Raw genomic sequence first — 26,608 nt, 5'->3', positions numbered from 1 at the left:
GTTGGCTTACGCATACAATTTGCTTAGGAGACAAGGACTATGTCTTTTAAAAAGGGAATGATGGCTGCTTCCGTGGCGCTGGTCATGATGAGTACCGGGGCGATGGCCGACGAGAAGGTGCTGCACGTCTACAACTGGAGCGACTACATCGCGCCGGATACGCTGGAAAACTTCCAGAAGGAGACGGGCATCAAGGTGGTCTACGACGTGTTCGACAGCAACGAAGTGCTGGAAGCCAAGTTGCTGGCAGGCAAGTCGGGCTATGACATCGTCGTACCGTCCAACCCCTTCTTGGCCAAGCAGATCAAGGCAGGTGTCTTCCAGAAGCTGGACAAGTCCAAACTCTCCAACTGGCAGAACCTGGACGTCGACCTGCTCAAGGCGCTCGAACCGAGCGATCCGGGCAACCAATACTCCATCCCTTACCTGTGGGGCACCATCGGCTATGCCTACAACGCCGAGAAGGTGAAGGCCGTGCTGGGGGCCGATGCCCCGGTGGACTCCTGGGATCTGGTGTTCAAGCCGGAGAACATGGCCAAGCTGAAGGAGTGCGGTGTCTCCTTCCTCGACTCGCCGACCGAAATGCTGCCGGCCGCCCTGCAATACCTGGGCTTCAAGCCGGACAGCCAGAAGCCGGATGAGCTGAAGAAGGCAGAGGAGCTGTTCCTCTCCATCCGTCCCTATACCGCCTATTTCCACTCCTCCAAGTACATTTCGGATCTGGCCAACGGCAACCTGTGCGTGGCGGTCGGTTACTCCGGTGACCTGCAGCAGTCCAAGGCGCGTGCCGCCGAGGCCAAGAACGGTGTCAGCCTGACTTACACCATTCCGAAAGAGGGGGCAGGCAGCTTCTTCGACATGATCGCCATCCCGGCGGATGCCAAGAACGTCGAGGCGGCCCACACCTTCATCAATTACCTGATGAAGCCGGACGTGATCGCGAACATCACCAACGTGGTGCAGTTCCCGAACGGCAACAAGGCGGCCACGCCGCTGGTGGACGAGGCGATCCGTACCGACCCGGGTATCTACCCGACGCCGGATACCCTCAAGAAGATCTACACCTTCCCGGATCTGCCGGCCAAGGTGCAGCGTCTGATGACCCGCAGCTGGACCAAGATCAAGTCAGGCAAGTAAGAGTGACGAGTACCCCTCCCGGTCCGCAGTTCGGCCGGGAGGGTGGTGACCACCCGACAGGTTGGACGGCGCGTATGGATGCGCGACTGGCAAAATCACACAAATGAGGACTGATAAGTGCAGATGACCAAGATGGCAACGCTGGCCCTGACCCTGGGGTTTGCAAATCTGACCCAGGCAGCCCCTGTGGTTCATTTTTACAACTGGTCCGATTATATCGGCGAGACCACCCTCAGTGACTTTCAGCAGAAGACCGGGATCAAGACCGTCTACGACGTGTTTGACTCCAACGAGACGCTGGAAGGCAAGCTGCTGACCGGACGCACCGGCTACGATCTGGTCGTGCCCTCCAACAATTTCCTGGCCAAGCAGATCAAGGCGGGGGCCTTCCAGAAGCTGGACCTCACCCTGCTGCCAAACCTGAGCAACCTGGACCCCATGCTGCTCAAGCAGCTCGAGAAGGTGGATCCGGGCCATCAGTACGCCGTGCCCTACCTCTGGGGTACCAACGGCATCGGTTACAACGTCGACAAGATCAAGGAAGTGCTGGGTGTCGACAAGATTGACTCCTGGGCGACCATCTTCGAGCCGGAAAACATGAAGAAGCTCTCCCAGTGCGGCGTGGCCTTCCTCGATTCGGCGGACGAGATGATCCCGGCTGCCCTCAACTACCTGGGGCTCAACCCCAACAGCCATGAGCCGGCGGACATCAAGCGGGCCGAAGAGCAGCTGCTCAAGGTGCGCCCCTATGTGGCCTACTTCCACTCCTCCAAGTACATAGGTGACCTCGCCAACGGCAACATCTGCGTGGCGGCGGGTTTCTCCGGCGACATCCTGCAGGCGGCGTCCCGGGCCGAGGAGGCGGGCAAGGGGATCAATATTGCCTACAGCATCCCCAAGGAGGGTGGCAATCTCTGGTTCGACATGATGGCGATCCCGGCCGATGCCACCAACGTGAAAGAGGCTCACGCCCTGATCAACTACATTCTCGAACCGCAGGTCATCGCCAAGGTGAGCGACTATGTGGGTTACGCGAACCCGAACATCAAGGCGGGAGAGTTCATGGACAAGGCCGTTCGCGAGGACGAGTCAGTCTATCCCCCCCAGGCGGTGCTTGAGCGTCTGTATGTGCAGGAAGCACATCCCCGTTCGGTGCAGCGCCTGATCACCCGGAGTTGGACCAAGATCAAATCCGGAACCTAACCTTGGCGCCCATCCCGGGGCGCCAGATTGTATTGATGGATCGGCCCAGGCCGGAATCACCTTTGGGAGTTTGGTAATGGCGATAGCCTCCAGTGCCTACAAGAAAGCCCTCGAGGGCAGCCAGCAGCGTAAAGAAGTGCTGGTCAAAATAGACAGGGTAAGCAAGCAGTTCGACGAAACGCTGGCGGTCGACAACGTGTCTCTCAACATCCACAAGGGCGAGATCTTCGCCCTGCTGGGTGGGTCCGGCTCCGGCAAGTCCACCTTGCTGCGGATGCTGGCCGGGTTCGAGCGACCCACGGAAGGACGGCTGTTCCTCGACGGCGTCGACATTACCGACATGCCGCCGTACGAGCGCCCCATCAACATGATGTTCCAGTCCTATGCCCTGTTCCCCCACATGACGGTGGCCCAGAACATCGCCTTCGGCCTCAAGCAGGATGGCCTGCCCAAGGCGGAGATCGATGCCCGGGTGGAAGAGATGCTCAAGCTGGTGCAGATGACCCAGTACGCCCGCCGCAAGCCGCACCAGCTCTCCGGTGGTCAGCGTCAGCGGGTGGCCCTGGCTCGTTCCCTGGCCAAGCGTCCCAAGCTGCTGCTGCTGGACGAGCCCATGGGGGCGCTGGACAAGAAGCTGCGCTCCACCATGCAGCTCGAGCTGGTCGAGATCATCGAGCGGGTCGGCGTGACCTGCGTCATGGTGACCCACGATCAGGAAGAAGCCATGACCATGGCCGAGCGGATCGCCATCATGCACCTCGGTTGCATCGAGCAGATCGGCAGCCCGATGGACATCTACGAAACCCCGGCCAGCCGGCTGGTGTGCGAGTTCATCGGCAACGTCAACCTGTTTGACGGCCTGCTGGTGGAGGATGAGCAGGACCACGCCATCATCGCCTGTGCGGATCTGGAGCAGCCCATCTATGTGGGTCACGGCATCAGCTCCCGGGCGGAGAACAAGAAGGTCACCTATGCCCTGCGTCCGGAAAAACTGCTGATGAGCCTGCAAAAGCCGGAAGAGATCGAGCATCCGGACTTCAACTGGACCAAGGGCGAGGTTTATGACATCGCCTATCTGGGCGGCCATTCCGTGTATCACATCCAGTTGCCCTCGGGCAAAATCGTTCAGGCTTTCATCGCCAATGCCGAACGCCACGGCAAACGGCCGACCTGGGATGACCAGGTGTTCCTCTACTGGGAAGATGACAGCGGCGTGGTGCTGCAATCATGAAGGCATTGAGACGACTCAAACAGGTGGGAGGGCGGCAGCTGGTGATCGGCATCCCCTTCTTCTGGCTGTTCCTCTTCTTCCTGCTGCCCTTCATCATCGTCGTGAAGATCAGCTTCGCCGAAGCGGACGTGGCCATCCCGCCCTACACGGACGTGGTGAGCTGGGCAGACAATCAGCTCACCATACTGCTCAACCTGGGCAACTACCTGCTGCTGCAGGAGGATGAGCTCTACATCGCGGCTTATCTGGGGTCCCTCAAGATAGCCCTGGTCAGCACCCTGCTCTGCCTGTTGATCGGTTATCCCATGGCTTACGCCATTTCGCGGGCCAACAAGGAGACCCAGACCGTTCTGCTGCTGCTCATCATGATGCCGACCTGGACGGCGATCCTGATCCGGGTCTACGCCTGGATGGGGATCCTCAGCAACAACGGCCTGCTCAACAGCGTCCTGCTGGGCATCGGGGTGATCGACGAACCGCTGCAGATCCTCAATACCAACCTGGCGGTCTATATCGGCATCGTTTACTCCTACCTGCCGTTCATGGTGCTGCCGCTCTACGCCAACCTGGTCAAGCACGACCAGAGCCTGCTGGAGGCGGCCTCCGATCTGGGTGCCCGCAACCTGACCCGGTTCTGGCAGATCACGGTGCCACTCTCCAAGAACGGCATCATCGCCGGTTGCATGCTGGTCTTCATCCCGGTGGTGGGCGAGTTCGTCATCCCCGAGATGCTGGGTGGCCCGGAGACCCTGATGATCGGCAAGGTGTTGTGGCAGGAGTTCTTCAACAACCGTGACTGGCCGGTGGCCTCCGCCCTGGCGGTGGTGATGCTGGCAGTGCTGATCATTCCCATCATCCTGTTCAACCGCAACCAGGCCAAAGAGCTGGAGGGCAAGGCATGAGACGTTTCGGTTTTGCCAAGCTGATGCTGTGGCTGGGGCTGCTGTTCATCTACCTGCCCATGATCATCATGGTCATCTACTCCTTCAACGCCTCCAAGCTGGTGACGGTGTGGGGGGGCTGGTCGCTCAAGTGGTACTTCGGCCTGCTCGACAACAAACAGTTGATCGGGTCCGTGTTCCGCTCCCTGGAGATCGCCTTCTACACCGCCATCGCGGCGGTGGCGCTGGGGACGGTGGCGGCCTTCGTGCTGACCCGGATCCCTCACTTCCGTGGCCGGACCCTGTTCGGCGGCATGGTGACGGCGCCGCTGGTGATGCCCGAGGTGATCACCGGTCTCTCCCTGCTGCTGCTGTTCGTGGCCATGGCCCAGCTGGTGGGTTGGCCCGCGGAGCGGGGCATGCTGACCATCTGGATAGCGCATACCACCTTCTGTACCGCCTATGTGGCGATCGTGGTGTCGGCGCGGCTGCGGGAGCTGGATCTCTCCATCGAGGAGGCGGCCATGGACCTGGGTGCCAAGCCGTGGAAGGTGTTCTTCCTGATCACCATTCCGATGATCGCCCCGTCGCTGGCGGCGGGTGGCATGATGTCGTTCGCCCTGTCGCTGGATGATCTGGTGCTGGCGAGCTTCGTCTCCGGCCCGGGTTCGACTACCTTGCCAATGGAAGTGTTCTCGGCGGTGCGTCTCGGCGTGAAGCCCGAGATCAACGCCATCGCGAGTCTGATCCTGCTGTCGGTATCCTTGTTCACCTTCGGTAGCTGGTATCTGATGGCCCGGGCGGAGAAACGCCGCCGTGCCGAAATCGCCATGACCACCCAGATGCAGGCAGTTGCCTGACCTGCCCCGTGATAAGATCCGCATTCCCCCATCCGTCAGGAGAATGGAATGCGGATCTCCCTCTTCATCGGCCAGAGCGCCGAACTGAACCCAGAGCAGACCCCCGGCCTCATCAGTGCCATCCACAAGCAGCCTGCCAACGCCCCTCTGTGGTGCGATTTCCTCGGCCTTCGCGGGGATGAGCAGAGCGACAGACGCCATCATGGCGGCCCGGATCGGGCCCTGCACCATTACCCTGCGGAGCACTACGCCTGGTGGAAAACCTGGCAAACCGCGCTGGGACTGCCTGTACCACGCACACCCTGGCAGCCTGCCGCCTTTGGCGAGAATCTCTCTGGTTCGGGGCTGACGGAGGCGCAGGCCTGCATCGGCGATGTTTATCGACTTGGAGAGGCGCTGATCCAGATAAGCCAGCCCAGATCCCCCTGTTTCAAGCTCAACCAGCGCTTTGGCTATGGCCAGCTCTCCCAGGTGATGCAGCTGAGTGGTCGCTGTGGCTGGCTGCTGCGGGTGCTGGAAGAGGGAAGGGTGGATCCGCAGGGGGAGCTGACACTGGTGGACAGACCCTACCCTGAGCTGACGGTGAAGCGCACCGCCGACATCCTGTTCAACCAGGCCCGCAATGAGGAAGATCTGCAACTGCTGCTGGAGAACCCGGCGCTCTCTCCCAACTGGCGCCAGCATGCGGCCCATTGGCTTGAACATGGTGTGGTGGCGGATTGGAGCCGGCGTTTGCTGGGGCCGACCGAGTTCAGGTTGCCTCGACAGGACTGAAGGCAGGCGGAAAGATACCTTGTGGCGATTTTTGCTGCGACTCGCTGAATTATTGAGCGTAAAGCCATTTTTTTAGAGTGAATGCAAAAAAAGGCTTGTGTCGGGTCGGGGCTTTCGGTAAATTCTCGCCCCGCAGACATCGGTGTGTAGCGCAGCTTGGTAGCGCACTTCGTTCGGGACGAAGGGGTCGGAGGTTCGAATCCTCTCACACCGACCACATTTGAAAAGGCCGCTCAATGAGCGGCCTTTTCGCATTTGGTTTGTTGAAGCAAAGCTGACATTTCCATTGTCGATTGCTTCTACTGCTCCGATCTCCCTCATCTGCCCAACTAAAAGGGCCACCGCTCGGTGGCCCCACTGGTGGAGTCTGATCCTGACTCCGGCACTCTAGATTGTGACAATCTCGTTATGGGTCTTGTCGATGGTGCCCTCCTTGCGCCCCAGGCGCTCATTCAGATATGCCAGTGTTGATGCCGCAATGCCTTGAAACCGTGTTGGGTTTGCAGGGCCGCATGCTTGGGGTACTCACTAATGAAATGTGCTATTCCCTCCATCAGTTGTGAACGCAGCGAAGACACGGGCTCATGCCAGGCTTGCAGGCAGAGATGACCAGGGATCAGCTGCTCTCGATACGCTTCCAGCAGCGATTCCGGCCAGGGCTCGATGTGGGAATCGTGACGCAGTAAATAGTGGGCGGCGGGTTCACGGGCATAGATGAACTGAACTTGGGCCAGGTCGCGTTGGCTTAGCGTTTGGCTGCCGATATGGCAAGTCAGATATTTTCCCGTCTTCAGATTCAGGAAGTGACCGCGTTGCCGACAGGCAATGATGCGATACCAGGGCAGGGGTGAACAGAGAGAATACCCCTCCAGCTCCTGTTCCAACCAGTGACGGCACTCTGGGGTCTGCACTTCTTCGCGCATGGCCTCAAGTCGTGTCAGCAAGGCTCTGGATGGTTGGGTAGCCAGTATCGCGCTCATCGTCTGCAATCCTCCCTCTGCACAGAATCCCGACTTTCAGTATGGACCCTGAGCGGAAGAGGGGGTAAGAATTCTAATGATTAAAATCAGCTTAGAAGCGCACTTTTTATGCAATAAAAACCATTAGCCGACGAGGTAGGTCCCCGTGCCGAAGGCGATGTGAGTGCCCTCTTCGTTGTGCAGCTCCATGCGGGCGACCGCCACCTTGCTGCCTGCCCGGATGATGTGGGCGGTGGCGATGAACTCGTTGCCGCGACCGGGACGAAGATAGTCCACCCGCAGATCGATGGTGCCAAGCCGCGAGAAGCGCTCCTTGAGATAGCTGGGGGAGAAGTCCTCCAGCTCGTCGATGCAGGACGCTGCGACTATCATGCCGCCCGCCACGTCGAGCAGGCTGGCGGTGACACCGCCGTGCAAAATGTTGTGGAAGGGGTTGCCGATCAGCTTCTCGTCCATCCTGATGCGCAGCTCCACCTTGCCGAAGTCGTAGTGGGTCACCTGCATGCCGATCAGCTTGTTGAACGGCATCTTCTCGGCAAACAGGTTGGCAATGCCACTGAGCGCCATCTTCTTGAGCATCTGTTTCATTCCTTGAGTCCAATCCCTGTCGGCATAGCCGAGTAAAAACTCCAGCCAGTCTGCAACACTTCCTTAACAGTCGCAATGGCAGGTTTATTGTGGGCGGCGGCTGCTTTAGAATGGCGACCCCAAAGGAGAGCCCATGACTGCGATTGCCGAAACCCTGCCTGACCCTCAGCCAGAGACACCGCTAGCCTTGCTGCAGGCGGTCTTCGGCTATCAGCAATTTCGGCCGGGCCAGCTCGAGATTATCGAGCAGATAGTGGCGGGGCGCGATGCCCTGGTGCTCAAACCCACCGGCGGCGGCAAGTCGCTCTGCTACCAGATCCCGGCGTTGTTGCGACCGGGGCTCGGGGTGGTGGTCTCTCCCCTCATCTCGCTGATGAAGGATCAGGTCGACACCCTGCGTGCCAACGGTGTGGCGGCGGCCTACATCAACTCGGCCCTGAGCCGGGAGGAGATGATCCAGAACTTTGCCGCCATGCGCCGCGGCGAGATCAAACTGGTTTATGTTTCCCCCGAGCGTCTGCTGCAGCATGAGTTCATGGACCGGCTGGCCGAGCTGCCGCTCGGTCTGTTCGCCATCGACGAGGCGCACTGTGTTTCCCAGTGGGGGCACGATTTTCGGCCGGAATATGCGGCGCTGGGCCGGCTCAAGCAGTGGTTCCCCCAGGTGCCCGTGGTGGCGCTCACCGCCACCGCCGACGAGGCGACCCGCAGCGACATGCTGCACCGGTTGGAGCTCAACGATCCCTTTATCCACACCGCCAGCTTCGACCGGCCCAACATCCGCTACAGCCTGGTGGAAAAGTTCAAGGCGGCCGAGCAGCTGCTGCGCTATGTGCAGAGTCAAAAGGGCAACTGCGGCATCGTCTACTGCTCCAGCCGCAACCGGGTGGAGGAGGTGGCCGAGCGGCTCTCCCGTCACGGCTGCAAGGCGGCTCCCTATCATGCCGGCCTGCCGCTCGAGCAGCGTCAGCAGGCCCAGGAAGCCTTCCTCAAGGATGACATCGAAATAGTGGTGGCGACGGTGGCATTCGGCATGGGGATCGACAAGCCCAACGTGCGTTTCGTGGTGCACTACGACATCCCCAAGAACATCGAATCCTACTATCAGGAGACCGGTCGCGCCGGCCGCGATGGCACCCCCGCCGAGGCGCTGCTGCTCTACGATCCCGCCGACATCGGCCGGGTGCGCCGCCTGCTCGACAACATCGAGAATCCCCAGCAGCTGCAGGTGGAGCAGTACAAGCTCAACGTGATGGCGGCCTTTGCCGAGGCGCAGACCTGCCGGCGCCAGGTGCTGCTCAACTACTTCGGTGAGTACAACGACAAGCCGTGCGGCAACTGCGACATCTGCCTCGATCCGCCCAAGAGCTATGACGGCACCGAAGACGCCCAGAAGGCACTCTCCTGCGTCTGGCGGGTGGGCCAGAACTTCGGAGTAGGCTATGTGGTGGAGGTGCTGCGCGGCTCGCTCAATCAGCGCATCAAGGATCACGGCCACGACAAGCTCTCGACCTACGGCATCGGCAAGGATCAGAGCCACGAGTACTGGATGAGCGTGATCCGCCAGCTGATCCACAAAGGCCTGCTGACCCAGAACATCACCCGCAACCTGGTGTTGCAGCTGACCGAGGCGGCCCGCCCCGTGCTGCGCGGCGAGGTGAAGCTGGAACTGGCGGTACCCCGCCTGCAGCCCATCTCCAGTCGCAAGGAGAAGCGCAACGGCCTGCTCGACAACGCCAACTACGACAAGCGGCTGTTCAAGGAGCTGCGCGCCCTGCGCAAACAGATCGCCGAGGATGAAGAGGTGCCGCCCTACGTGGTGTTCAACGATGCGACCCTGGTGGAGATGGCACAGCTCATGCCGATGACGGAAGACGAAATGCTGGCGATCAACGGCGTTGGCCACCGCAAGCTGGAACGCTTCGGTGAAGCCTTTATGGACCTGATAATCGACTACTGCCGGCGCTAGGGTTGATTAGCGAGCATCATCGACTGCGGCAGACTCAGGCCGGGAGGGGGGCACATCAGGGGGAAGGCGCCCATTATCCGGACGCCGTGAATTATTTCAGGCTGGCGTAATAGGCCGCCAGGTTTTCCATGTCCGCCTCGCTGAGCGGGGCCATGAAGGGCACCATCAAAGGCTCCTTGCGACTGCCATCCTTGAAGGCTTTCAGCTGTTTCAACAGATAGGCCTCCTGTTGGCCCGCCAGGTGAGGATAAACCGGCACGCTCGCCTTGCCTACGACGCCGTGGCAGGCGGCGCACACCGCAGCCTTGGCCTTGCCAGCCTCGATATCCGCCGCCCTGGCGTTGTGTCCCCAGGCCAGAGCCAGCAAAGGCAGGGCATACACCCATTTCTGCATCTTCTTCTCCTTGATCTGAAATACGCGATCGCCTGTTAGCCGGAAATGGCCGGGGGCGGTATAAAGAGTGACACGAGCATACGCAGGGACAACCTCCATCACCATGAAGTTGATCAACACTTTTGCCACCGAACTCCCTTGGGCTTGCGAGCCCGTTGCCCCGCAGCCGCTGCATGGCCCCAGATTGCTGCATCTGAACCGTGCGCTGCTTGGTGAGCTGGGGCTCGGGGAGGTGAGCGAGGCGCAGTGGCTCGCTTGTTGCGGCCAGGGGCAGCCCCTGCCGGGCATGCAGCCGGTGGCCCAGGTCTATGCGGGCCACCAGTTCGGTGGTTACAGCCCGCGCCTCGGGGATGGCCGCGCTCTGCTGCTGGGGGAGCAGCTGGCGCCTGATGCCAGCCGCTGGGACCTGCACCTCAAAGGGGCGGGCAAGACGCCATTCTCCCGCTTCGGCGACGGCCGTGCCGTGCTGCGATCCAGCATTCGCGAGTACCTGGCTTCCGAGGCGCTGCATGCCCTCGGCATTCCCACCACCCGGGCTCTGGTGCTGCTGGGCAGTGACGAGCCTGTCTACCGGGAGCTGGTGGAGAGCGGAGCGACCGTGCTGCGCACCGCGCCGAGCCATCTGCGCTTCGGTCATTTCGAGTATTTCGCCTGGAGCGGGCAGGGGGAGAAGATCCCCGCCCTCATCGACTATGCGCGGCGTTACCACTGCCCCGAGCTGGCCGATGGCGCCGAGCTGTTTGCCGAAGTAGTGCGCCGCACCGCGCGGCTCATCGCCAAGTGGCAGGCGGCGGGGTTCTGTCACGGGGTGATGAACACCGACAACATGTCCCTGCTCGGGTTGACCCTGGATTACGGCCCCTACGGTTTCATCGACGCTTATGTGCCGGACTTCGTCTGCAACCACTCGGATCCGGATGGTCGCTATGCGCTGGATCAGCAGCCTGCGGTCGGATACTGGAACCTGCAGAAGCTGGCACAGGCGCTGGCCGGCCATGTGGATGGCGACGCGCTCGCGTCGGCCCTGGCCCAGTACGAGCACCAGCTGATGTTGCACTACTCCGAGCTGATGCGCGCCAAGCTGGGGCTGGCGGTGTGGGAAGAGGAGGATCCGGCGCTGTTCCGCGAGTTGTTCCGGCTGCTGGCGGCGCACAAGGTGGATTACCACCTCTTCCTGCGACGTCTCGGTGAGGTGACGCGAGAGGGAGCGTGGCCCGCCAGCCTGCTGGCGCTGCTGCTGGAGCCTGCCGCTTGGCAAGGGTGGCTTGAGGCCTATCGGGCGCGCCTCGCCCGGGAAGGGAGCGAGGATGGCGTGCGCAAGGGGCAGATGGATGCAGTCAATCCCAAGTATGTGCTGCGCAACGCGCTGGCCCAGCAGGTGATCGAGGCGGCAGAGCAGGGCGACATGGCGCCGTTCGAGCGGCTGTTTGCGGCCCTGCAGCATCCCTATGATGAGCAACCGGCATACGAGGATCTCGCCACTCCGCATCCGGGCTGGTATTGCGGGGGCGAGCTCTCGTGCAGCAGTTGAGGAACCACAGATGAACTGGCGTATCACGCAGACAGACAGGGAAGCCGGGGTGGTGATGCTGACCTGCCCGGGCCTTGACTGGGACAGCTTCCCGACCTTGGCCGAGGCCCTGTTGCAGGAGTGGGAGCTGGCAGCCCTCGAGCGGGAGTGGGGGGCGGATCGCCACAGCTGGCTGCTGGAGTTTGAAGGCAGCCGCTTTCGGCTCGAGTACGAGCATTACAGCGGCTGCTGGCTGGCGGCGGTGCAGCCGGACGACGCGGAGGCGCTGCTCTGGCTGGCTCGGCAGTCCCGGGAGTGAGCTTTGCGTGCGATGCGAGTCAATCCCTTGAGATAACCGCATAAAGATTGAACTATCAATTTTGGGGCGTATAATCTCGCCCCTTGATTATCGCCATGGTGGCGATATGGGTTCCCTAACCCCATTAACCAAAAAGGTCACAATATGAACCTGACTCCGGCTCAGTACCAGACGGCACTGATGCGTCTCTCGTTGTTCCACATCCTGATCATTGCCAGCAGCAACTACCTGGTGCAGCTGCCGATCACCATCTTTGGCTTCCACACCACCTGGGGTGCCTTCAGCTTCCCGTTCATTTTCCTGGCCACCGATCTGACGGTGCGGATCTTCGGCGCCGGCCTGGCGCGCAAGATCATCCAGACCGTGATGCTGCCGGCATTGACCGTGTCCTACGTGCTCTCGGTGCTCTTCTTCGAAGGGAGCTTCCAGGGGGTGGGCAATCTGGCAGAGTTCAATCTCTTTGTTGCCCGGATCGCGTTAGCCAGCTTTATGGCCTATCTGGTGGGCCAGTTCATGGATGTGGTGGTGTTCAACCGCCTGCGCCTGCTGAAAGCCTGGTGGGTGGCACCGGCGGCCTCCACCCTGTTCGGCAATCTGGTGGATACCATCGCCTTCTTCAGCATCGCCTTCTGGCGCAGCGCGGATCCCTTCATGGCCGAGCACTGGGTCGAGATCGCGACCGTGGATTACGTATTCAAGTTACTGATAAGTATGGGGTTGTTTGTGCCGCTTTACGGTGTGCTGCTGCGCTATCTCAGCCGCAAGCTGGTGGGGGAGGCCGGATTGGCTGGCCTGCAAGCTGCTACGCGACAAGCCTGATGAGATTGACTACCCCCATGGGTGGTCAATTTTTTTGCGATCTTCGCAAATAAGGCTTGCACAGTTAAATGAGAATGATTATTGTTAACTTGTTTTCCGGGAAAGACTTCATTTGTTCCAACGTGATGGACTTCTTGTGAAGGCACGACATTGCTCACATTGCTTCCAGTTAAGGGGCCAGTAGTTTACTGGCCCTCTTTTTTTGCGTCTTTTCCGCCATCAGCGGGCATAAAAAATGGGAGCCAGGGCACCCATTTTCACTCAGCGCTGTTTACTCGATGTCGAGGGCATCGGGGGAGAGGATCACCCCTGTGGTATCGGCATAGAGGTGGTCATCCGGCAGGAAGGTGACGCCGCCGAAGTTGACCGGCAGATCGGTTTCCCCGATATCCTTGCTGTCGGCGCCCACCGGAATGGCCGCCAGGGCCTGAATGCCGATGTCGAGATCTTCCAGGATATCGACCTCACGGACGCAACCGTAGCAGACGATCCCTTCCCATTCATTTTCCGCCGCCGTGGTGGCGATCTCGCTGTCGATCAGGGCACGACGCATGGAGCCGCCACCGTCGATCAACAGCACGCGACCAACGCCGTTCTCCTTGACCAGTTCACGGATAAGACCGTTCGATTCGAAGCATTTGACTGTGGTGATGACGCCGCCGAAAGAGGCGCGGCCGCCGAAGGAGCAGAGCATGGGTTCGAGTACATCCACCATGTCCTGATAGATGTCGCACAGTTCTGAAGTGTTGTATTCCATTGTGTCAGATCCACCGCTGGAAACAGGTGGATCCAGTATAAGGAGTGGGGTTGGCATTTCAACGACTATTCCTTGCCCAGTGGCGTGAAATGCCGTTTTTGCGCGAAAGCGGCCCCGTGTCATGGCAGGAGCCGCAGACGGTCAGCCTCGGGCCCTAGAGCAGGAACAGGGTCGCCAGCCCCAGGAAGATGAAGAAGCCGCCGGTGTCGGTGATGGCGGTGATCATCACGCTGGCCCCCACCGCCGGGTCGCGCCCCAGCCGACTCATGGTCATGGGGATGATGACCCCCATCAGGGCCGCCACCAGCAGGTTGAGGATCATGGCGAGCGTCATCACGCCTCCCAGCGCCGCATCCTGATAGAGCAGGAAGGTGGCGATGCCCATGATGCCGCCCCACACCAGACCGTTGATCAGCGCCACCCCCAGCTCGCGCCACAGCAGGAAGGAGACGTTGCCTGTCTGGATATGCTGCAGCGCCAGTGCCCGCACTATCATGGTGATGGTCTGGTTGCCGGTGTTGCCGCCGATCCCGGCGACGATGGGCATCAGGGCCGCCAGCGCCACCAGCTGGGAGATGGTGTGCTCGAACAGGCCGATCACCCGCGATGCCACGAAGGCGGTGCAGAGGTTGATGGCGAGCCAGGCCCAGCGGGTCTTGACCGCCTTGGAGACGGGGGCGAACACGTCTTCTTCCTCGCTGATCCCCCCCATGCGGCGCAGGTCGGTGTCACTCTCCTCATAGACCAGGTCCACCACCTCGGCGACGGTGAGCCGGCCCATCAGCTTGCCCCTGGCATCCACCACGGCGGCGGAGACCAGGTCGTCCCGCTCGAAGGTGCGGGCGGCGGCCTCGTCGTTGTCTTCCGGATCGAAGGTGACCGGATCCTTCTCCATCGCGTCGCTCACCAGGGTTTCGGGCTTGTGCAGCAGCACGGCGGTGAGGGGCAGCTCCCCCTGCAGCCGGTTGCGCCGATCGGTGACGAACAGCTTGTCGGTGTTCTCGGGGATCTGGCCGCGCAGGCGCAGATAGCGCTGGACGGTGGCCAGGGTCACGTCGGGCCGCACCGTGATGAGCTCGAAGTCCATCATGGCGCCGACCGTGTGCTTGCCGTAGCGGATCACCTCCCGCACCTTGTCCCTGTCCACCGGCGCCATGGAGGTGAGCAGCCGCCCCATCAGGTTGCGGGGCAGGTGCTGGCCCAGGTAGATCTGGTCGTCGATGTCGAGGGTGCTCAGGGCGTGCAGCAGCTCCTTGTCGCTCATGCCGCTGATGAGGCTGTCCCACACCGTCTCCGACGCTTCCACCAGAATCTGGCCGTGCTTGTCTGCATCCACCTGCTGCCACAGCACGTGGCGCTCGTCCGGCGGCAGGGATTCCAACGCATCGGCGATATCGGCGGCGGGCAGGCTGTTGACCAGCCGGGTCAGCTCGCTGGTCTGGTCCCGAAGCTCTGCGTCCTGCTCCCCTTGCGGGTCGAGCAGGCTCTCGGTGAGGGCATCATCAGCCAGCAGCAGCGTGAGGATGCGGGCTCTGTCGTGTTCACGCTGTTTGGCGCTGTTCTTGGGGGGGAGGGACATGAAGCAGAATTCCTGAATTCGGTGATCCGGCGGACAGTCCCCATAGGATACCAGACTCAAAACAAGAGGTTATGACAGTAAATGCAGAAAAAGAAACGCCACCCGAGGGTGGCGTTGGAATGGATGCAGCGATCAGGCCGAGGCCAGGGCCGCGTCTGCGGCGCCTCCTTGCCCGAACCAGGCAAGCTGGTCGGCCAGGGTCACCACCGAACCCACCATGATGAGGGCCGGGCTCTCGACCCCCACCGCCAGCTCGGGCAACTGATCGAGGGTACCGCGAATGACCCGCTGGCTTGGCTGGGTGCCACGCTCAATCAGCGCCACCGGGGTGTCGCCCCCCTTGCCGTGGGTCAGCAACTGTTCGCGGATGGTGGCACAGGAGGAGAGCCCCATATAGAAGACCAGCGTTTGCCGATCTTTGGCCAGCAGCGGCCAGTCGAGATCCCGGGCGCCACCCTTGCCGTGGGCGGTGACGAAACGCACGCTCTGGGCGTGATCGCGGTGAGTCAGCGGAATACCGGCGTAGGCCGCGCAGCCGCTGGCCGCGGTGATCCCCGGCACCACCTGAAAACCGATGCCGCTGCCGACCAGCGTCTCCAGCTCCTCGCCGCCACGGCCGAAGATAAAGGGGTCACCCCCCTTCAGCCGCACCACCCGCTGCCCCTTCTTCGCCTCCTCCAGCAAGAGCTGGTTGATCCCCTCCTGCGGCACGCAGTGGTTGCCCGCCTGCTTGCCGACGAAGATGCGTTTGGCGTCGCGGCGCACCAGGGCCATCACCTCGTCCGAGACCAGCCGGTCATAGACCACCACGTCGGCCTGCTGCATCTGGCGCAGGGCGTGCAGGGTGAGCAGACCTGGATCGCCGGGGCCGGCTCCCACCAGTACTACCTCGCCAGCGCTCTGGCTTTCGTCGGCAAACAGGCTGTCGGCCAGCTGATGGGCTGAGGCGCTATCACCCCGTGCCAGTGCCTGCCCGAGCCGGTCGGCTCCGAGCAGCCGTTCCCAGAAGCGGCGCCGCTCGCCCATGGTGGCGAAGCGGGCCTTGACCCGCTCCCGCAGGCTGCCGGCGAAGGCCGCCACGGCCCCCAGATGTTGCGGCAGCAGGGCCTCGAGTTTTTCCCGCAGCAGCCGGGCCAGCACCGGCGCCTTGCCACCGGAGGAGATGGCCACCATCAGCGGCGAGCGATCGATGATCGACGGCATGATGAAGCTGGAGCGTTTCGGGTCATCCACCACGTTGGCAAAGATCCGCGCCTGATTGGCGCTCTGGTAGACCAGGGCGTTCACCTCGCGCCGATCGGTGGCGGCCACCACCAGCCACTTGCCCGCCAGTTGTTCCGATGCGAATTCACCGGCCAGCCACTCGATGCTGCCGTTGGCAGCCAGTTCCGCCAGCTCGGGGTCGAGTTCGGGCGCGACCACGGTGAGCTGGGCACCGGCATCCAGCAGCAGGCGCGCCTTGCGCTGTGCTACCTCGCCGCCGCCGACCAGCAGCACGGGTTTGTTGTCGAGTCGGCAAAAGATGGGCAAGTAGTCCATGGGGCCTCCTGATCAGGCGGTTTGGGTCTGGCTGGCAGTGGTGGTGGTCTCGCTCACCGCGACCGGGCGCTCAGCCTTGGGGGTGGCATACCAATAGCCGAGGCCCATGAAGAGGGCGCCGGAGACGGTGTTGCCCAGGGTCACCCACAGCAGGTTGTGGCCGATGCCGCTCAGGGTGTAGGCCTCGGAGTGGGCGCCAAACCAGGAGAGGGCGAACAGGGTCATGTTGGCGATGGAGTGCTCGTAGCCTGAGGCGATAAAGGCCAGCAGACACCACCAGATGGCGATGAACTTGGCGGCCCCTTCGGTGCGCAGCGCCATCCAGATGGCGAGGCAGACCAGCCAGTTGCACAGCACGCCCTTCATGAACAGGGTCAAGGCAGGTGCCTGGGTCTTGGCCAGCGCCACCTTGTGGGCCAGACTGCCTGCGTCCGGCAGCAGGCTGCCGCCGTAGGAGTAGATGAGCGCCACCACGATGGAGCCAATCAGATTGCCCGCCCAGGTCTGCGGCAGGATGCGCAGCAGGTCGGCCATGGTGATCTTGCCCGTCTTCACCCCGAAGGTGAGGAACATGGTGTGGCCGGTGAACAGCTCGGAGCCAGCGATGATGACGAGCGTCAGGGCGATGCCGAAGGTGGCCCCCATCACCAGCGGCCGGATGGCGGGATCCACCAGATTGCCGAGGGTGAAGATGAGGATGATGCCGAGGCCCACATAGGCCCCCGCCATGGCGGAGCTGAGCCAGAAGCCGAGCTTGTCGCTGCGCTCGAAGCGGTTGATGCGGGCCGCGTTGGCGGCGCACTTGTTGATGGTTTCGGTATACATCTTTGTTTCCTTCAAGAGGGCCGCCCACGGGCAGCCCTGACTGTTTCTTCAACCCCCTCCCAGCCTCCCCCTTGTCAAGGGGGAGGAGCTTTTTGCTCCCTCACCTGTGAAGGGGAGGGCCGGGGTGGGGTCTGGTGTTAGACGGCAACCCAGACCTGCTGGTCGCGCACTTCAACGGGGTAGCTCTGCACCGACATGGCGGGGTTGTCGAAACAGTGGCCATCGCTCAGGCGAAAGCGCTGCTTCTTGAGCGGGCTGGCGACCCAGAGCTCGCCGTCGTGTTCGCAGATCAGGCCCCGCGACAGCACGTTGGCGGCGAAGAAGGGATCCCGATTGTCGATGGCGAACACTTCGGCGGCCGCGCTCGGGCGGAACAGGGCGATCTGGCGACCTTCGATCAGAGCGCAGACGCCGGTTCCCGGCAGGATGTCGTTGAGTTGGCAGGCAAGTTTCATCGCTTAATCTCCACCTCGAGTTGGATGGACTGGCTATCGAGCAGGGCGCAAACGTCCATGCAGCCCATCAGGATGCCGTTGAGTTGGCAGGCTAATTTCATCATTTGGTCTCCACCTCGATCTGGTAGACGGGGATGCGCTCGGCCGGAGTGGCGGGTCTGTGCTGGTCGCGTTCGCTGACGAACTGAACGTCCGGGTCGCGCTTGTCGCTGTTGATGAAGTGGCTGAAGCGCTTGAGCGCCTCCTCTTCGTTGAGGGTGCGCGACCATTCGCACTCGTAGCTGTCGATAAGGGTCTGGATATCACGCTCCAGCGTCTCGGCCAGCCCCAGCTTGTCGTCGACGATCACCTCGCGCAGGTAGTCGACGCCCCCTTCCAGGTTGCCGAGCCAGACCGAGGTGCGCTGCAGTTTGTCGGCGCTGGTGACGTAGAACATCATAAAGCGGTCGATCAGCTTGATGAGGGTCTCGCGGTCGAGGTCAGACGCCAGCAGGTCGGCGTGGCGCGGCTTCATGCCGCCGTTGCCGCCCACATAGAGGTTCCAGCCAGCATCGGTGGCGATGATGCCGACGTCTTTGCCCTGGGCCTCCGCACATTCGCGGGTACAGCCGGAGACGCCGAACTTCATCTTGTGCGGGGTGCGAATCCCCTTGTAGCGGTTCTCGAGGAAGACCCCGAGGCCAACGCTGTCCTGCACGCCGAAGCGGCACCAGGTGCTGCCGACGCAGGTTTTGGCCATGCGCAGTGCCTTGGCGTAGGCCTGTCCGGTCTCGAAACCCGCCGACAGCAGCTTGCGCCAGATGGCGGGCAGATCATCCTTCTGGGCCCCGAACAGGCCGATGCGCTGGGCGCCGGTGATCTTGGTGTAGAGCTTGTAGTCGCGGGCCACTTCGGCCACCGCCAGCAGCCCTTCCGGGGTTACCTCGCCACCGGCCATGCGCGGGATGACGGAGTAGCTGCCGTCCTTTTGCATGTTGCCGAGGAAGATGTCGTTGGTGTCCTGCAACTGGGTGTTGAGCGGGCTCAGCACATAGTCGTTCCAGCAGGAGGCGAGGATGGAGCCGACGGTCGGTTTGCACACCTCGCAGCCATGGCCGTGACCGTGCTTGGCCAGCAGCTCGTCGAAGCTCGTGATCCCCTCCACCTTGACCAGGTGGAACAGCTCCTGACGGGAGTGGGGGAAGTGGGCGCAGAGGTGGTTGTTGACCTCGATGCCCTGCTTCACCAGCTCGGCGTTGAGCACCTGGCTGATGAGCGGCACACAGCCGCCGCAGCCGGTGCCGGCCTTGGTGTGCTGCTTGATGGCGGCCAGCGTGGTGTGCCCCTCGGCCACCGCCTTGGCGATGTCGCCCTTGGAGACGTCGAAGCAGGAGCAGATCTGGGCGCTCTCCGGCAGGGCATCCACCCCCAGGGTCGGTTTGGCTCCGGCGTAGGCGGGCAGGATCAGGGTATCCGGGTGGCTCGGCAGCGGCAGGGCGTTGAGCATCATCTGCAGCAGGTTGCCGTAATCTTCCACGTCACCCACCAGCACGGCGCCGAGCAATCGGCTGTTGTCCTCGCTCACCACGATCTTCTTGTAGACGCCGGCCTGATCGTCCTGGAACACATAGCTGTGGCTGCCCGGGGTGCGGCCGTGGGCATCACCGATGGAGCCGACGGAGACGCCGAGCAGCTTGAGCTTGGCGCTCATGTCTGCCCCTTCGAAGCGGCTGTCACCGCCGAGCAGATGGTCGACGGTGATCTGGGCCATCTTGTAGCCCGGTGCCACCAGCCCGAAGAAGCGGCCCTGCCAGGCGGCGCACTCGCCGATGGCATAGATGTCGGGGTCTGAGGTGAGGCAGTGATCGTCGATGACGATGCCGCCACGGTCGGCGATGGCGAGATCACCGTAACGGCCCAGGGTATCTTGCGGGCGAATGCCGGTGGAGAAGACCACCACATCCACTTCCAGCTGGCTGCCGTCGGCAAAGGCGAGGCGGTGTTTCGCCTGCTCGCCGCCATGCATCAGGATCTCGCTGGTGCTCTTGCTGGTGTGTACCTGCACGCCCATGGATTCAATCTTGCGGCGCAGTAGCTGGCCGCCCTGACCGTCGAGCTGCTCGGCCATCAGCACAGGAGCAAACTCCACCACGTGGGTTTCGAGACCCAGCGCCTTGAGGGCGCCGGCGGCTTCGAGGCCAAGCAGACCGCCCCCGATCACCACCCCGCTCTTGCCGCTCTTGGCGGCGCTGCGGATGGCTTTCAGATCCTCGATGGTGCGATAGACGAAGCACTCGTGGTGCTGACTGCCCGCAATGGGCGGCACCCAGGGGTAGGAGCCGGTGGCCAGCACCAGCTTGTCGTACTCGACCACTGTGCCCTTGTTGGAATGCACTTCGCGGTTGGCCCTGTCGATTTTTTTCACCGCTTCGCCGAGCAGCAGGCGGATGCCGTGCTTGTCGTAGAAACCGGGTTTGACGAGGGAGAGATCTTCGCTGGTGTGATGGGAGAAGTAGGAGGAGAGATGGACGCGATCGTAGGCGGGACGGGGTTCTGCACCGAAGACGGTGATCTCGTAGCGGCCCGGATCGGCCCGCTCGATCAGCTCTTCGATGAAGCGGTGCCCCACCATGCCGTTGCCCACAACGACCAGTCTGACTTTGCTCATAGTTGCCTCAAGTTTGGAGTAATAAAACATCATTCTGGGGCTAGGCTACCCAGTCGGCAGGGGTGGGCGATTGATGCAAATCAAGTGTCTATTTATATATCTCCTCAGGGGTAATTCGAGAAAATTCAATACTATACAAAAATAGGTATACCAGTTGATGATTTCTGGGCTGGCTCGGGGTGAGGAATGGTGGAGGGAAAGCCCGGTTTACCAACTGCCGGGGAGTGAAAACTTCTGTCGGAAAAAGGCCGGTCTCGCACTGGACGAGACCGGCATCAGCTGATCAAAGCGGCACGTCAGGCGATATGGCGGCGGAACATGGCGAGCGCCAGCGACAGGGTGACGCCGGCGATGGCGAGCAGCGGCCAGAGCAGGGGCCAGGCGGCCGACCAGTCGAACCCCTTGAGGAAGACCCCCTTGAGCAGCACGATGAAGTGGGTGAGGGGGTCGATGGCCGCCAGCCACTGGAACACCTGCGGCATGTTCTCCACCGGCGAGATGTAGCCCGAGAGGATCACCGCCGGTACGGTGAAGGAGAAGACCCCGAGAAAGGCCTGCTGCTGGGTCGAGCAGAATGAGGAGATGAAGAGCCCGATCCCGGCCAGTGCCAGCCCGTAGCAGACCATGCCCGCCATCAGCAGGCTGAGGCTGCCGGCAAAGGGGAGGTGAAAGACAAAACGGGCGGCCAGCGCGACTATGCACCCTTGTCCCACCGCCACCAGGATGCCGGGCACCGCCTTGCCCGCCATGATCCAGCCTGCGGTGAGGGGGGAGACCAGCAGCTGATCGAAGGTGCCCTCTTCCCGCTCCCGCGCGACCGAGAGGGCGGTGACGATAAGACACCCCGTGGTGGTGATGATGGCCACCAGGGCCGGCAGGATATGCCAGTGGAACTCGACGTTGGGGTTGTAGAGGTTGCGCACCGCGAGGGTCGGCGGCGCCTTGCCTGCGTTCCCTTCTTCATTCTGCCAGCGGGCGATCACCTGGCTGATGTAACCCGTCGCCACCTGACCGCCATTGGAGCGGCGTCCGTCGATGATCAGCTGCACCTTGGCCGGTTCGCCCCGCGCCAGCCGGCGTGAAAAATCCCCCGGAATAATCAGCCCGAGCAGTGCCTGTTGCCCGGTGATGGCCGCGGTCATGCCCGCCTCGCCTTGCACCGGGATGATGGTGGTGAAGGCGGGCATATGGGTGAGGCGCTCCAGCAGCTCGCGGCTCTGGGCACCGCCATCCTGGTTGTAGATGGCCAGCGTGTTGCCGGTCACCTCCAGAGTGGTGGCGAACGGGAAGAGGGCGGTTTGCAGCAGCACCGGCATGATGAGCAGAAAGCGCCCCTGAGTATTGCCTATCAGGGCCTGCAGCTCTTTTCGGATCAGCCACCAGAGTCGGATCAGCATGGGTTACTCCAGGGTGCGCCGCGTCTTGCGGGCGGTCAGGGCTAGCCAGAAACCCGCCAGCAGCAGCAGACAGAAACCGTTGACCAGCAGGATCGAGAAGACGCTGCCCGCCTGATAGAGGGTCTGCAGGGAGCTCGCGAAGTAGCGGGCCGGAATGAGGTGGGTGATGGCCCGAAGCCAAGGCGGCATGCTGGCGATCTCGAACACGAAGCCCGACAGCATCACGGCGGGCAAAAAGGCGGCGATCAGCGCCGCCTGCGCGGCATTGAACTGGCTGCGCATCACGGTAGAGAGGAACAGCCCGAGCCCGAGGGCGCTGCCGAGAAAGACGCTGGTGACCAGAAAGAGCAGCAGCAGGGAGCCGCGCCACGGCACCGCCATCACCGCCACCGAGAAGAGCAGGCAGAGCAGCATGGCGATGATGCCAAGGCCATAGTAGGGCAGCAGCTTGGAGAGCAGCAGCTCCCCCTTGGTGACCGGGGTGGCGAGCAGCGCCTCCATGGTGCCGCGCTCCCACTCCCGCGCCACCACCAGCGAGGTGAGCAGGGCCCCAATGATGGTCATTACCACCGCAATGGAGCCCGGCACCAGAAAGTTGCGGCTCACCAGCGCCGGGTTGAACCAGGCGCGGCTCTCTATCGACACGGGCATGGCGACCCCTTCGCCCGCGAGCCACCCCTGCCAGATCCCCTGCACATAGTTGGTGACGAAGTTGGCGGTGTTGGGCTCGGAGCCGTCGGTCAGCAGCAGCGCCTGTGGCGTGCCATTACCCTGACCGGCCAGCGCGCGGGAGAAGCCGTCGTCGATTACCAGCAGGCCGCGGATCTCGCCACGGGCCAGAGTGGCGAGCAGGGACTCCTTGCTCGGGCCGCTGTGGATCTCCAGCGCGGTAGAGCCGCGCAGGGCCTGCTCCAGCCGCACCGCCGGGGCGCCGCTGTCGGTGCGCCAGATGCCGAGGCGCAGATGGTCCACATCCAGATTGATGGCGTAACCCATTACCACCAGCAGTACCACCGGCATGATGAAGGCGATGAGGATGCTGCTCGGGTCACGGACGATTTGCAGCGTCTCCTTGCGGCAGAGGGCCAGCAGTCGCCGACGGTTGATGCTCATGCTTCCTCCTCGCTGGCCCGCTCGACCAGGGTGATAAAGGCCTCTTCCATTGTTGGCAAAGAACAGGTCGGCAAGGAGCCGGTTGGCAAAGAGGTCGCCGCCTCTTTGGCGGCCAGCCCCTTGAGATCGTCCGGGGTGCCGAGGGCCAGCAGCTTGCCGCGATAGATGAGGGCAATGCGGTCGCAATACTCCGCCTCATCCATAAAGTGGGTGGTGACCAGCACGGTGACGCCGTGGTCGGCCAGCGCGTTGATGTGCGACCAGAACTCGCGCCGGGTCACCGGATCGACCCCGGAGGTGGGCTCGTCGAGGAACAGCAGCGGCGGCTCGTGCAGCAGGGCGCAGGCCAGCGATAAGCGCTGGCGCAGGCCGAGCGGCAGGGATTCCGCCTTCTGATCGAGCCAGGGGGCGAGGGCAAAGGCAGTCACCATGGCATCGATCCGCGTCTGCTGGTGGCGGCCGAACAAGCCGTAGATACCGGCGAAGAAGGAGAGGTTCTGGGCCACGGTGAGCTGCTTGTAGAGGGAGAACTTCTGCGCCATGTAGCCGAGGCGCTGGCGCGCTGCCGAGGGGCTGTGGGCCAGATCGATGCCGGTCACCAGCGCCTGCCCCTCGCTCGGGCGCAGCAGGCCGCACTCCATCTTGAAGGTGGTGGACTTGCCCGCCCCGTTGGGGCCGAGCAGGCCGAAGATCTCGCCGCGGCGCACCGCAAAGCTGACATCATCGGTGGCGGCAAAATCGCCGAAGCGTTTGGTGAGGTGGCGCGCCTCGATCACTGCCTCGGGGGAGACCCCTTGCGGCAGTTCGGCTTCCCGCATCCCGGCTGCCAGGCTCGACTCCCCGCCGGGGCCGCCGCCGAGCAGGTCGATAAAGGCATCCTCCAGCCGGGGCTGGGCTGGTTGAAAGGCGCCGTTGGCCAGTTGCAGCTCCGGGAGCGGCGGGGGCGTCATGCCCGGGTGCAGCAGCAGGCGCACCCGCTCCCCCGCCACCGCGCCATCCATCACCGCCGGGTGAGCCAGTGCCCGGCGCAGCAGGGCGCGCCGCTCGCGGCCATCCAGCTGCCCCGCCTCCAGCAGCCAGCAGCGGCTGGCCATGGCCCCCATCAGATCGGCCGGCGTGCCGCTGGTGCGCACCTCGCCATCCGCCATCAGCAGCACGTGGTCGCACAGCTCCGCCTCATCGAGATAGGCGGTACTCCAGAGCACCGTCATCCCTCCCTTGGCCAGCTCGCGCACCATCTGCCAGAGGGCGCGGCGGGAGATGGGATCGACTCCGACCCCCGGTTCGTCGAGCAGCAGCACATCCGGGGTGCCAAGCAGGGCGCAGGCCAGCCCGAGTTTCTGCTTCATCCCGCCAGAGAGCTTGCCCGCTGGTCGTGCGGTGAAGCGGGCGAGATCGGTGAAGGCGAGCAGCCGCGCGAAGGTGGGCGTGCGTTCGGGCTCCAGTACGCCGCGCAAGTCAGCGTAGAGGGTGAGGTTCTCCAGCACGCTGAGATCCTCGTAGAGGCCGAACTGCTGGGGCATGTAGCCGAGGCGCTGACGCAGCAGGTCTCCCTCGCTCACCGGATCCAGCCCCAGCACCCGGATGGTGCCCGCTTCGGGGATCAGCAGACCGGCCAGCAGGCGCAGCAGGGTGCTCTTGCCCGCGCCGTCGGGGCCGACCAGCCCGGTGATGCCGCCAGCCGGAATGGTGGCCGAGATGGCGTTGAGGGCGACCCGCTCGCCAAAGCGTTTGGTGAGCCCCTCAAGGGAGATAGCGCTGTTCATGGCGCCAGCCTGACGGTGACCGGCATCCCCTGGCGCAGGGCCGGGTCGGGGTCCTGCACCACGATGCGCAGCCGGTAGACGAGGTGGGTGCGAAGATCCGGCGTCTCCACCGATTTCGGGGTGAACTCGGCGGTGGGCGAGACAAAGCCCACCACCCCGTGATAGGGCTTGTCCGGCCGCGAGTCGGTGGTGAGGGTCACCTTGGCGCCGCTCGGGAAGTGGCCGAGCCAGGGCTCCTCCACATAGGCGCGCACCCAGACCGGTGCGGTCAGGGAGAGGTTGAAGGCGGTCGCTCCGCTCTGCACCATGCTGCCATTCTCGACGGCGCGGCTGATGATGATGCCATCGCTGGGGGCGGTCAGGTTGGCATCCGCCAGCGCCAGTTCGGCACTGGCGAGCGCCGCGTTGGCCCCTTCCAGCTGGGCATCGGACTGGGCGATTTCCTCCGGGCGGTAGCCGGTTTCGAGCTGGGCGAGCTGTTCGCGTGCCGAGCGTACCTGCGCCTGGGTCTGATCCCGCTGGGAGCGGGCGGTATCGAGCTGACCACGGGAGATGGCGCCGGTGGCTGCCAATGCGCTCTGGCGGCGCCACTGTTGGTCGGCCTCCAGCGCGGCGGCTTCGGCGGCGGCCAGTGCGGCCCGGGCCCGGTCGGTCTCTTCGCTGCGATAGCCCTTGTGGATCAAGGCGTTGGCGGCAGTGAGCGCAGCCAGATTGGCCAAGGCGCTGTCGCGGCTGTGGGTGAGGGGGGCCGGATCGAGGCGGGCCAGCAGTTGACCCGCTTTTACCCTATCCCCCTCATCGACCAGCACCTGAACGACGCGGCCGCCGACCCGAAAGGCCAGATTGACGTCGCGAATGTCGACGTTGCCGTAGAGGATGGAGCCGTCGGCCGGGCGCCCCTGCCACCAGAGGTAGCCACCGATAACGGTTAGCAGCAGGGCCAGGATTGCAATGCGTTGTTTCATGCCGCTTCTCCTTCTTTCATATCGGTGGGGCGCAGGCCGCGCAGGGCCCATACCAGCCGTTGTCTGGCGGCCTCTGGGTTGTCTATCTGGCTGAGAAAGGGGGCGGCCTCTTCGGGCAGCCAGCCGAGCTGACGACCGCTGCCGGCGATCACCAGCGGCAGGCCGACCGACCCCATGATGAAGATCATCAGCTGGAGCGGGTGACCCGCGACCAGCGACCCTTCCGCCTGTGCCATCCGTACCTGTTCGATCAGCAGCAGGGGGTGACGGCGCGGCAGGCTGAGCAGAAAGCGCTGGGCCGCCCCTTCCCCCGCCAGCGCATCGCCAAACAGGTGGTTGATGAAGCCGCGCTGGCGCGCCACCAGCCCGATCAGCGCCTCCATGGTGGCCTCGAACATGGCGATGGCAGAGGGGTAGGAGCCCTTGGCTGCCACGGCCTTGAGCTCGTCATAGAGGGGGGCGTACCAGAGCTCCACCAGCTCGTCGATAAAGGCGTCGCGGTTGCCGAAGTGGTAGACGAAGGAGCCGAGGTTCACCTCGGCCGCCGCCGCCAGCTCGCGCACCGTCAGGCCGCTCAGCCCTTTCTCGGTGGCGATGGCGAGGCCGGTATCGAGCAGTTTCTGACGGGTGGGGTGCATCTGGCTGGTGCTCCTGGTGTATGCATTTTTTACGCAATTATACGGCCGTATAAAAAATGCGGAAGCGGGCAGCAGGATCTTTTTGCCCGCAATGTGATCCGCCCCGCTCTGAGGGGCCGTGATCCCCGTCCGGCAGGGGGAAGGCACCACCGCTTGTGCCCAAGCCACAGGCATGTCGGTGTGACGGGGTGGTGACAGGCGCTTCTGGTCTCGGGTGCGGGCGCCCGGGCCACAAGGGGCCTGTGATGGAGCCGGGCGCTGC

24 protein-coding genes and 1 tRNA gene are annotated in these 26,608 nt (G+C 63.1%); 11 read left to right on the top strand and 14 right to left on the bottom strand.

Annotated elements, in window-relative coordinates; all coding sequences use genetic code 11:
- Positions 1-39: 39 nt before the first annotated feature.
- The 7 genes from C2U30_RS13220 (at position 40) to C2U30_RS13190 (ending at position 6,303) form a co-directional block, all read left to right on the top strand.
- A complete protein-coding gene (locus C2U30_RS13220; RefSeq protein ID WP_039039663.1) occupies positions 40-1,137 on the top strand; it encodes a polyamine ABC transporter substrate-binding protein in 1,098 nt (365 codons plus the stop codon).
- A 123-nt stretch (positions 1,138-1,260) separates the two neighbouring features.
- Positions 1,261-2,340 (top strand): polyamine ABC transporter substrate-binding protein, encoded by a 1,080-nt coding sequence (locus C2U30_RS13215; RefSeq protein WP_045522886.1) that lies wholly within the window; start codon positions 1,261-1,263, stop codon positions 2,338-2,340.
- Between the two features lie 76 nt (positions 2,341-2,416).
- Positions 2,417-3,571, top strand: a complete 1,155-nt coding sequence (gene potA, locus C2U30_RS13210) for a polyamine ABC transporter ATP-binding protein (RefSeq protein WP_010676056.1) — start codon at positions 2,417-2,419, stop codon at positions 3,569-3,571.
- Positions 3,568-4,473, top strand: a complete 906-nt coding sequence (locus C2U30_RS13205) for an ABC transporter permease subunit (RefSeq protein WP_010676055.1) — start codon at positions 3,568-3,570, stop codon at positions 4,471-4,473. Before potA ends, C2U30_RS13205 begins: the two co-directional genes overlap by 4 nt.
- Positions 4,470-5,312: an ABC transporter permease subunit gene (locus tag C2U30_RS13200; protein WP_010676054.1), complete on the top strand. Its 843-nt coding sequence runs from the start codon at positions 4,470-4,472 to the stop codon at positions 5,310-5,312. The genes C2U30_RS13205 and C2U30_RS13200 overlap by 4 nt, the downstream gene beginning before the upstream one ends.
- 48 nt (positions 5,313-5,360) lie before the next feature.
- Positions 5,361-6,086: an MOSC domain-containing protein gene (locus C2U30_RS13195; RefSeq protein WP_103243909.1), complete on the top strand. Its 726-nt coding sequence runs from the start codon at positions 5,361-5,363 to the stop codon at positions 6,084-6,086.
- 140 nt (positions 6,087-6,226) lie between these two features.
- Positions 6,227-6,303, top strand: a tRNA-Pro gene (locus C2U30_RS13190).
- 235 nt (positions 6,304-6,538) lie between these two features.
- Here C2U30_RS13190 and C2U30_RS13185 read toward each other — a convergent pair.
- Complete coding sequence (locus C2U30_RS13185) at positions 6,539-7,066, bottom strand: AbiTii domain-containing protein (RefSeq protein WP_010676052.1); 528 nt, start codon at positions 7,064-7,066, stop codon at positions 6,539-6,541.
- Between the two features lie 123 nt (positions 7,067-7,189).
- Positions 7,190-7,654 (bottom strand): thioesterase family protein, encoded by a 465-nt coding sequence (locus tag C2U30_RS13180; protein WP_199767277.1) that lies wholly within the window; start codon positions 7,652-7,654, stop codon positions 7,190-7,192.
- A 133-nt stretch (positions 7,655-7,787) separates the two neighbouring features.
- Between C2U30_RS13180 and recQ the strand changes: the two genes are divergently transcribed.
- A complete protein-coding gene (recQ, locus tag C2U30_RS13175) occupies positions 7,788-9,623 on the top strand; it encodes an ATP-dependent DNA helicase RecQ (RefSeq protein WP_103243907.1) in 1,836 nt (611 codons plus the stop codon).
- A 91-nt stretch (positions 9,624-9,714) separates the two neighbouring features.
- Here the strand turns inward: recQ and C2U30_RS13170 are convergent, their stop codons facing one another.
- Positions 9,715-10,017, bottom strand: a complete 303-nt coding sequence (locus tag C2U30_RS13170) for a c-type cytochrome (RefSeq protein WP_103243906.1) — start codon at positions 10,015-10,017, stop codon at positions 9,715-9,717.
- A gap of 103 nt (positions 10,018-10,120) precedes the next feature.
- On the opposite strand from C2U30_RS13170, the gene C2U30_RS13165 reads away from it, so the two are divergent.
- From C2U30_RS13165 to C2U30_RS13155, 3 genes are all read left to right on the top strand, one after another.
- Complete coding sequence (locus tag C2U30_RS13165) at positions 10,121-11,548, top strand: protein adenylyltransferase SelO (RefSeq protein WP_103243905.1); 1,428 nt, start codon at positions 10,121-10,123, stop codon at positions 11,546-11,548.
- A 10-nt stretch (positions 11,549-11,558) separates the two neighbouring features.
- Positions 11,559-11,846 carry a DUF3630 family protein gene (locus tag C2U30_RS13160; protein ID WP_041211964.1) on the top strand — a complete coding sequence of 96 codons (288 nt, stop codon included), beginning with the start codon at positions 11,559-11,561 and terminating at the stop codon, positions 11,844-11,846.
- Between the two features lie 144 nt (positions 11,847-11,990).
- Entirely contained in the window at positions 11,991-12,665 is a 675-nt protein-coding gene (locus tag C2U30_RS13155) for a 7-cyano-7-deazaguanine/7-aminomethyl-7-deazaguanine transporter (RefSeq protein WP_103243904.1), read from the top strand.
- A 271-nt stretch (positions 12,666-12,936) separates the two neighbouring features.
- Here the strand turns inward: C2U30_RS13155 and rraA are convergent, their stop codons facing one another.
- The 11 genes from rraA to C2U30_RS13100 all read right to left on the bottom strand — a co-directional run bounded on the left by rraA (position 12,937) and on the right by C2U30_RS13100 (position 26,346).
- A complete protein-coding gene (gene rraA, locus C2U30_RS13150; protein WP_010676045.1) occupies positions 12,937-13,422 on the bottom strand; it encodes a ribonuclease E activity regulator RraA in 486 nt (161 codons plus the stop codon).
- Between the two features lie 154 nt (positions 13,423-13,576).
- Positions 13,577-15,001: a magnesium transporter gene (gene mgtE, locus C2U30_RS13145; RefSeq protein ID WP_045522860.1), complete on the bottom strand. Its 1,425-nt coding sequence runs from the start codon at positions 14,999-15,001 to the stop codon at positions 13,577-13,579.
- 132 nt (positions 15,002-15,133) lie between these two features.
- Positions 15,134-16,540 carry a siroheme synthase CysG gene (gene cysG, locus C2U30_RS13140; protein WP_103243903.1) on the bottom strand — a complete coding sequence of 469 codons (1,407 nt, stop codon included), beginning with the start codon at positions 16,538-16,540 and terminating at the stop codon, positions 15,134-15,136.
- Positions 16,541-16,552: 12 nt separating this feature from the next.
- Complete coding sequence (nirC, locus tag C2U30_RS13135) at positions 16,553-17,365, bottom strand: nitrite transporter NirC (protein ID WP_103243902.1); 813 nt, start codon at positions 17,363-17,365, stop codon at positions 16,553-16,555.
- A gap of 137 nt (positions 17,366-17,502) precedes the next feature.
- The gene (gene nirD / locus C2U30_RS13130) at positions 17,503-17,820 is read right to left on the bottom strand and encodes a nitrite reductase small subunit NirD (protein ID WP_041202829.1); all 318 of its coding nucleotides are present in this window, start codon (positions 17,818-17,820) and stop codon (positions 17,503-17,505) included.
- Positions 17,821-17,920: 100 nt separating this feature from the next.
- A complete protein-coding gene (gene nirB, locus C2U30_RS13125; RefSeq protein ID WP_199767276.1) occupies positions 17,921-20,467 on the bottom strand; it encodes a nitrite reductase large subunit NirB in 2,547 nt (848 codons plus the stop codon).
- A gap of 296 nt (positions 20,468-20,763) precedes the next feature.
- Positions 20,764-21,864 carry an ABC transporter permease gene (locus C2U30_RS13120; RefSeq protein WP_103243900.1) on the bottom strand — a complete coding sequence of 367 codons (1,101 nt, stop codon included), beginning with the start codon at positions 21,862-21,864 and terminating at the stop codon, positions 20,764-20,766.
- Between the two features lie 3 nt (positions 21,865-21,867).
- On the bottom strand, positions 21,868-22,977 hold the full coding sequence (locus tag C2U30_RS13115; RefSeq protein ID WP_103243899.1) for an ABC transporter permease: 1,110 nt from the start codon (positions 22,975-22,977) through the stop codon (positions 21,868-21,870).
- Positions 22,974-24,743, bottom strand: coding sequence for an ATP-binding cassette domain-containing protein (locus C2U30_RS13110; protein WP_103243898.1), 1,770 nt, complete (start codon positions 24,741-24,743; stop codon positions 22,974-22,976). Before C2U30_RS13110 ends, C2U30_RS13115 begins: the two co-directional genes overlap by 4 nt.
- Complete coding sequence (gene hlyD / locus C2U30_RS13105; protein WP_103243897.1) at positions 24,740-25,708, bottom strand: secretion protein HlyD; 969 nt, start codon at positions 25,706-25,708, stop codon at positions 24,740-24,742. The genes C2U30_RS13110 and hlyD overlap by 4 nt, the downstream gene beginning before the upstream one ends.
- The gene (locus C2U30_RS13100) at positions 25,705-26,346 is read right to left on the bottom strand and encodes a TetR/AcrR family transcriptional regulator (protein WP_103243896.1); all 642 of its coding nucleotides are present in this window, start codon (positions 26,344-26,346) and stop codon (positions 25,705-25,707) included. The genes hlyD and C2U30_RS13100 overlap by 4 nt, the downstream gene beginning before the upstream one ends.
- Positions 26,347-26,608: the final 262 nt, after the last annotated feature.

Source organism: Aeromonas sp. ASNIH5, from assembly GCF_002902865.1.
GTDB lineage: Bacteria > Pseudomonadota > Gammaproteobacteria > Enterobacterales > Aeromonadaceae > Aeromonas > Aeromonas caviae.
This window is presented reverse-complemented; position numbering and strand designations above follow the sequence as displayed.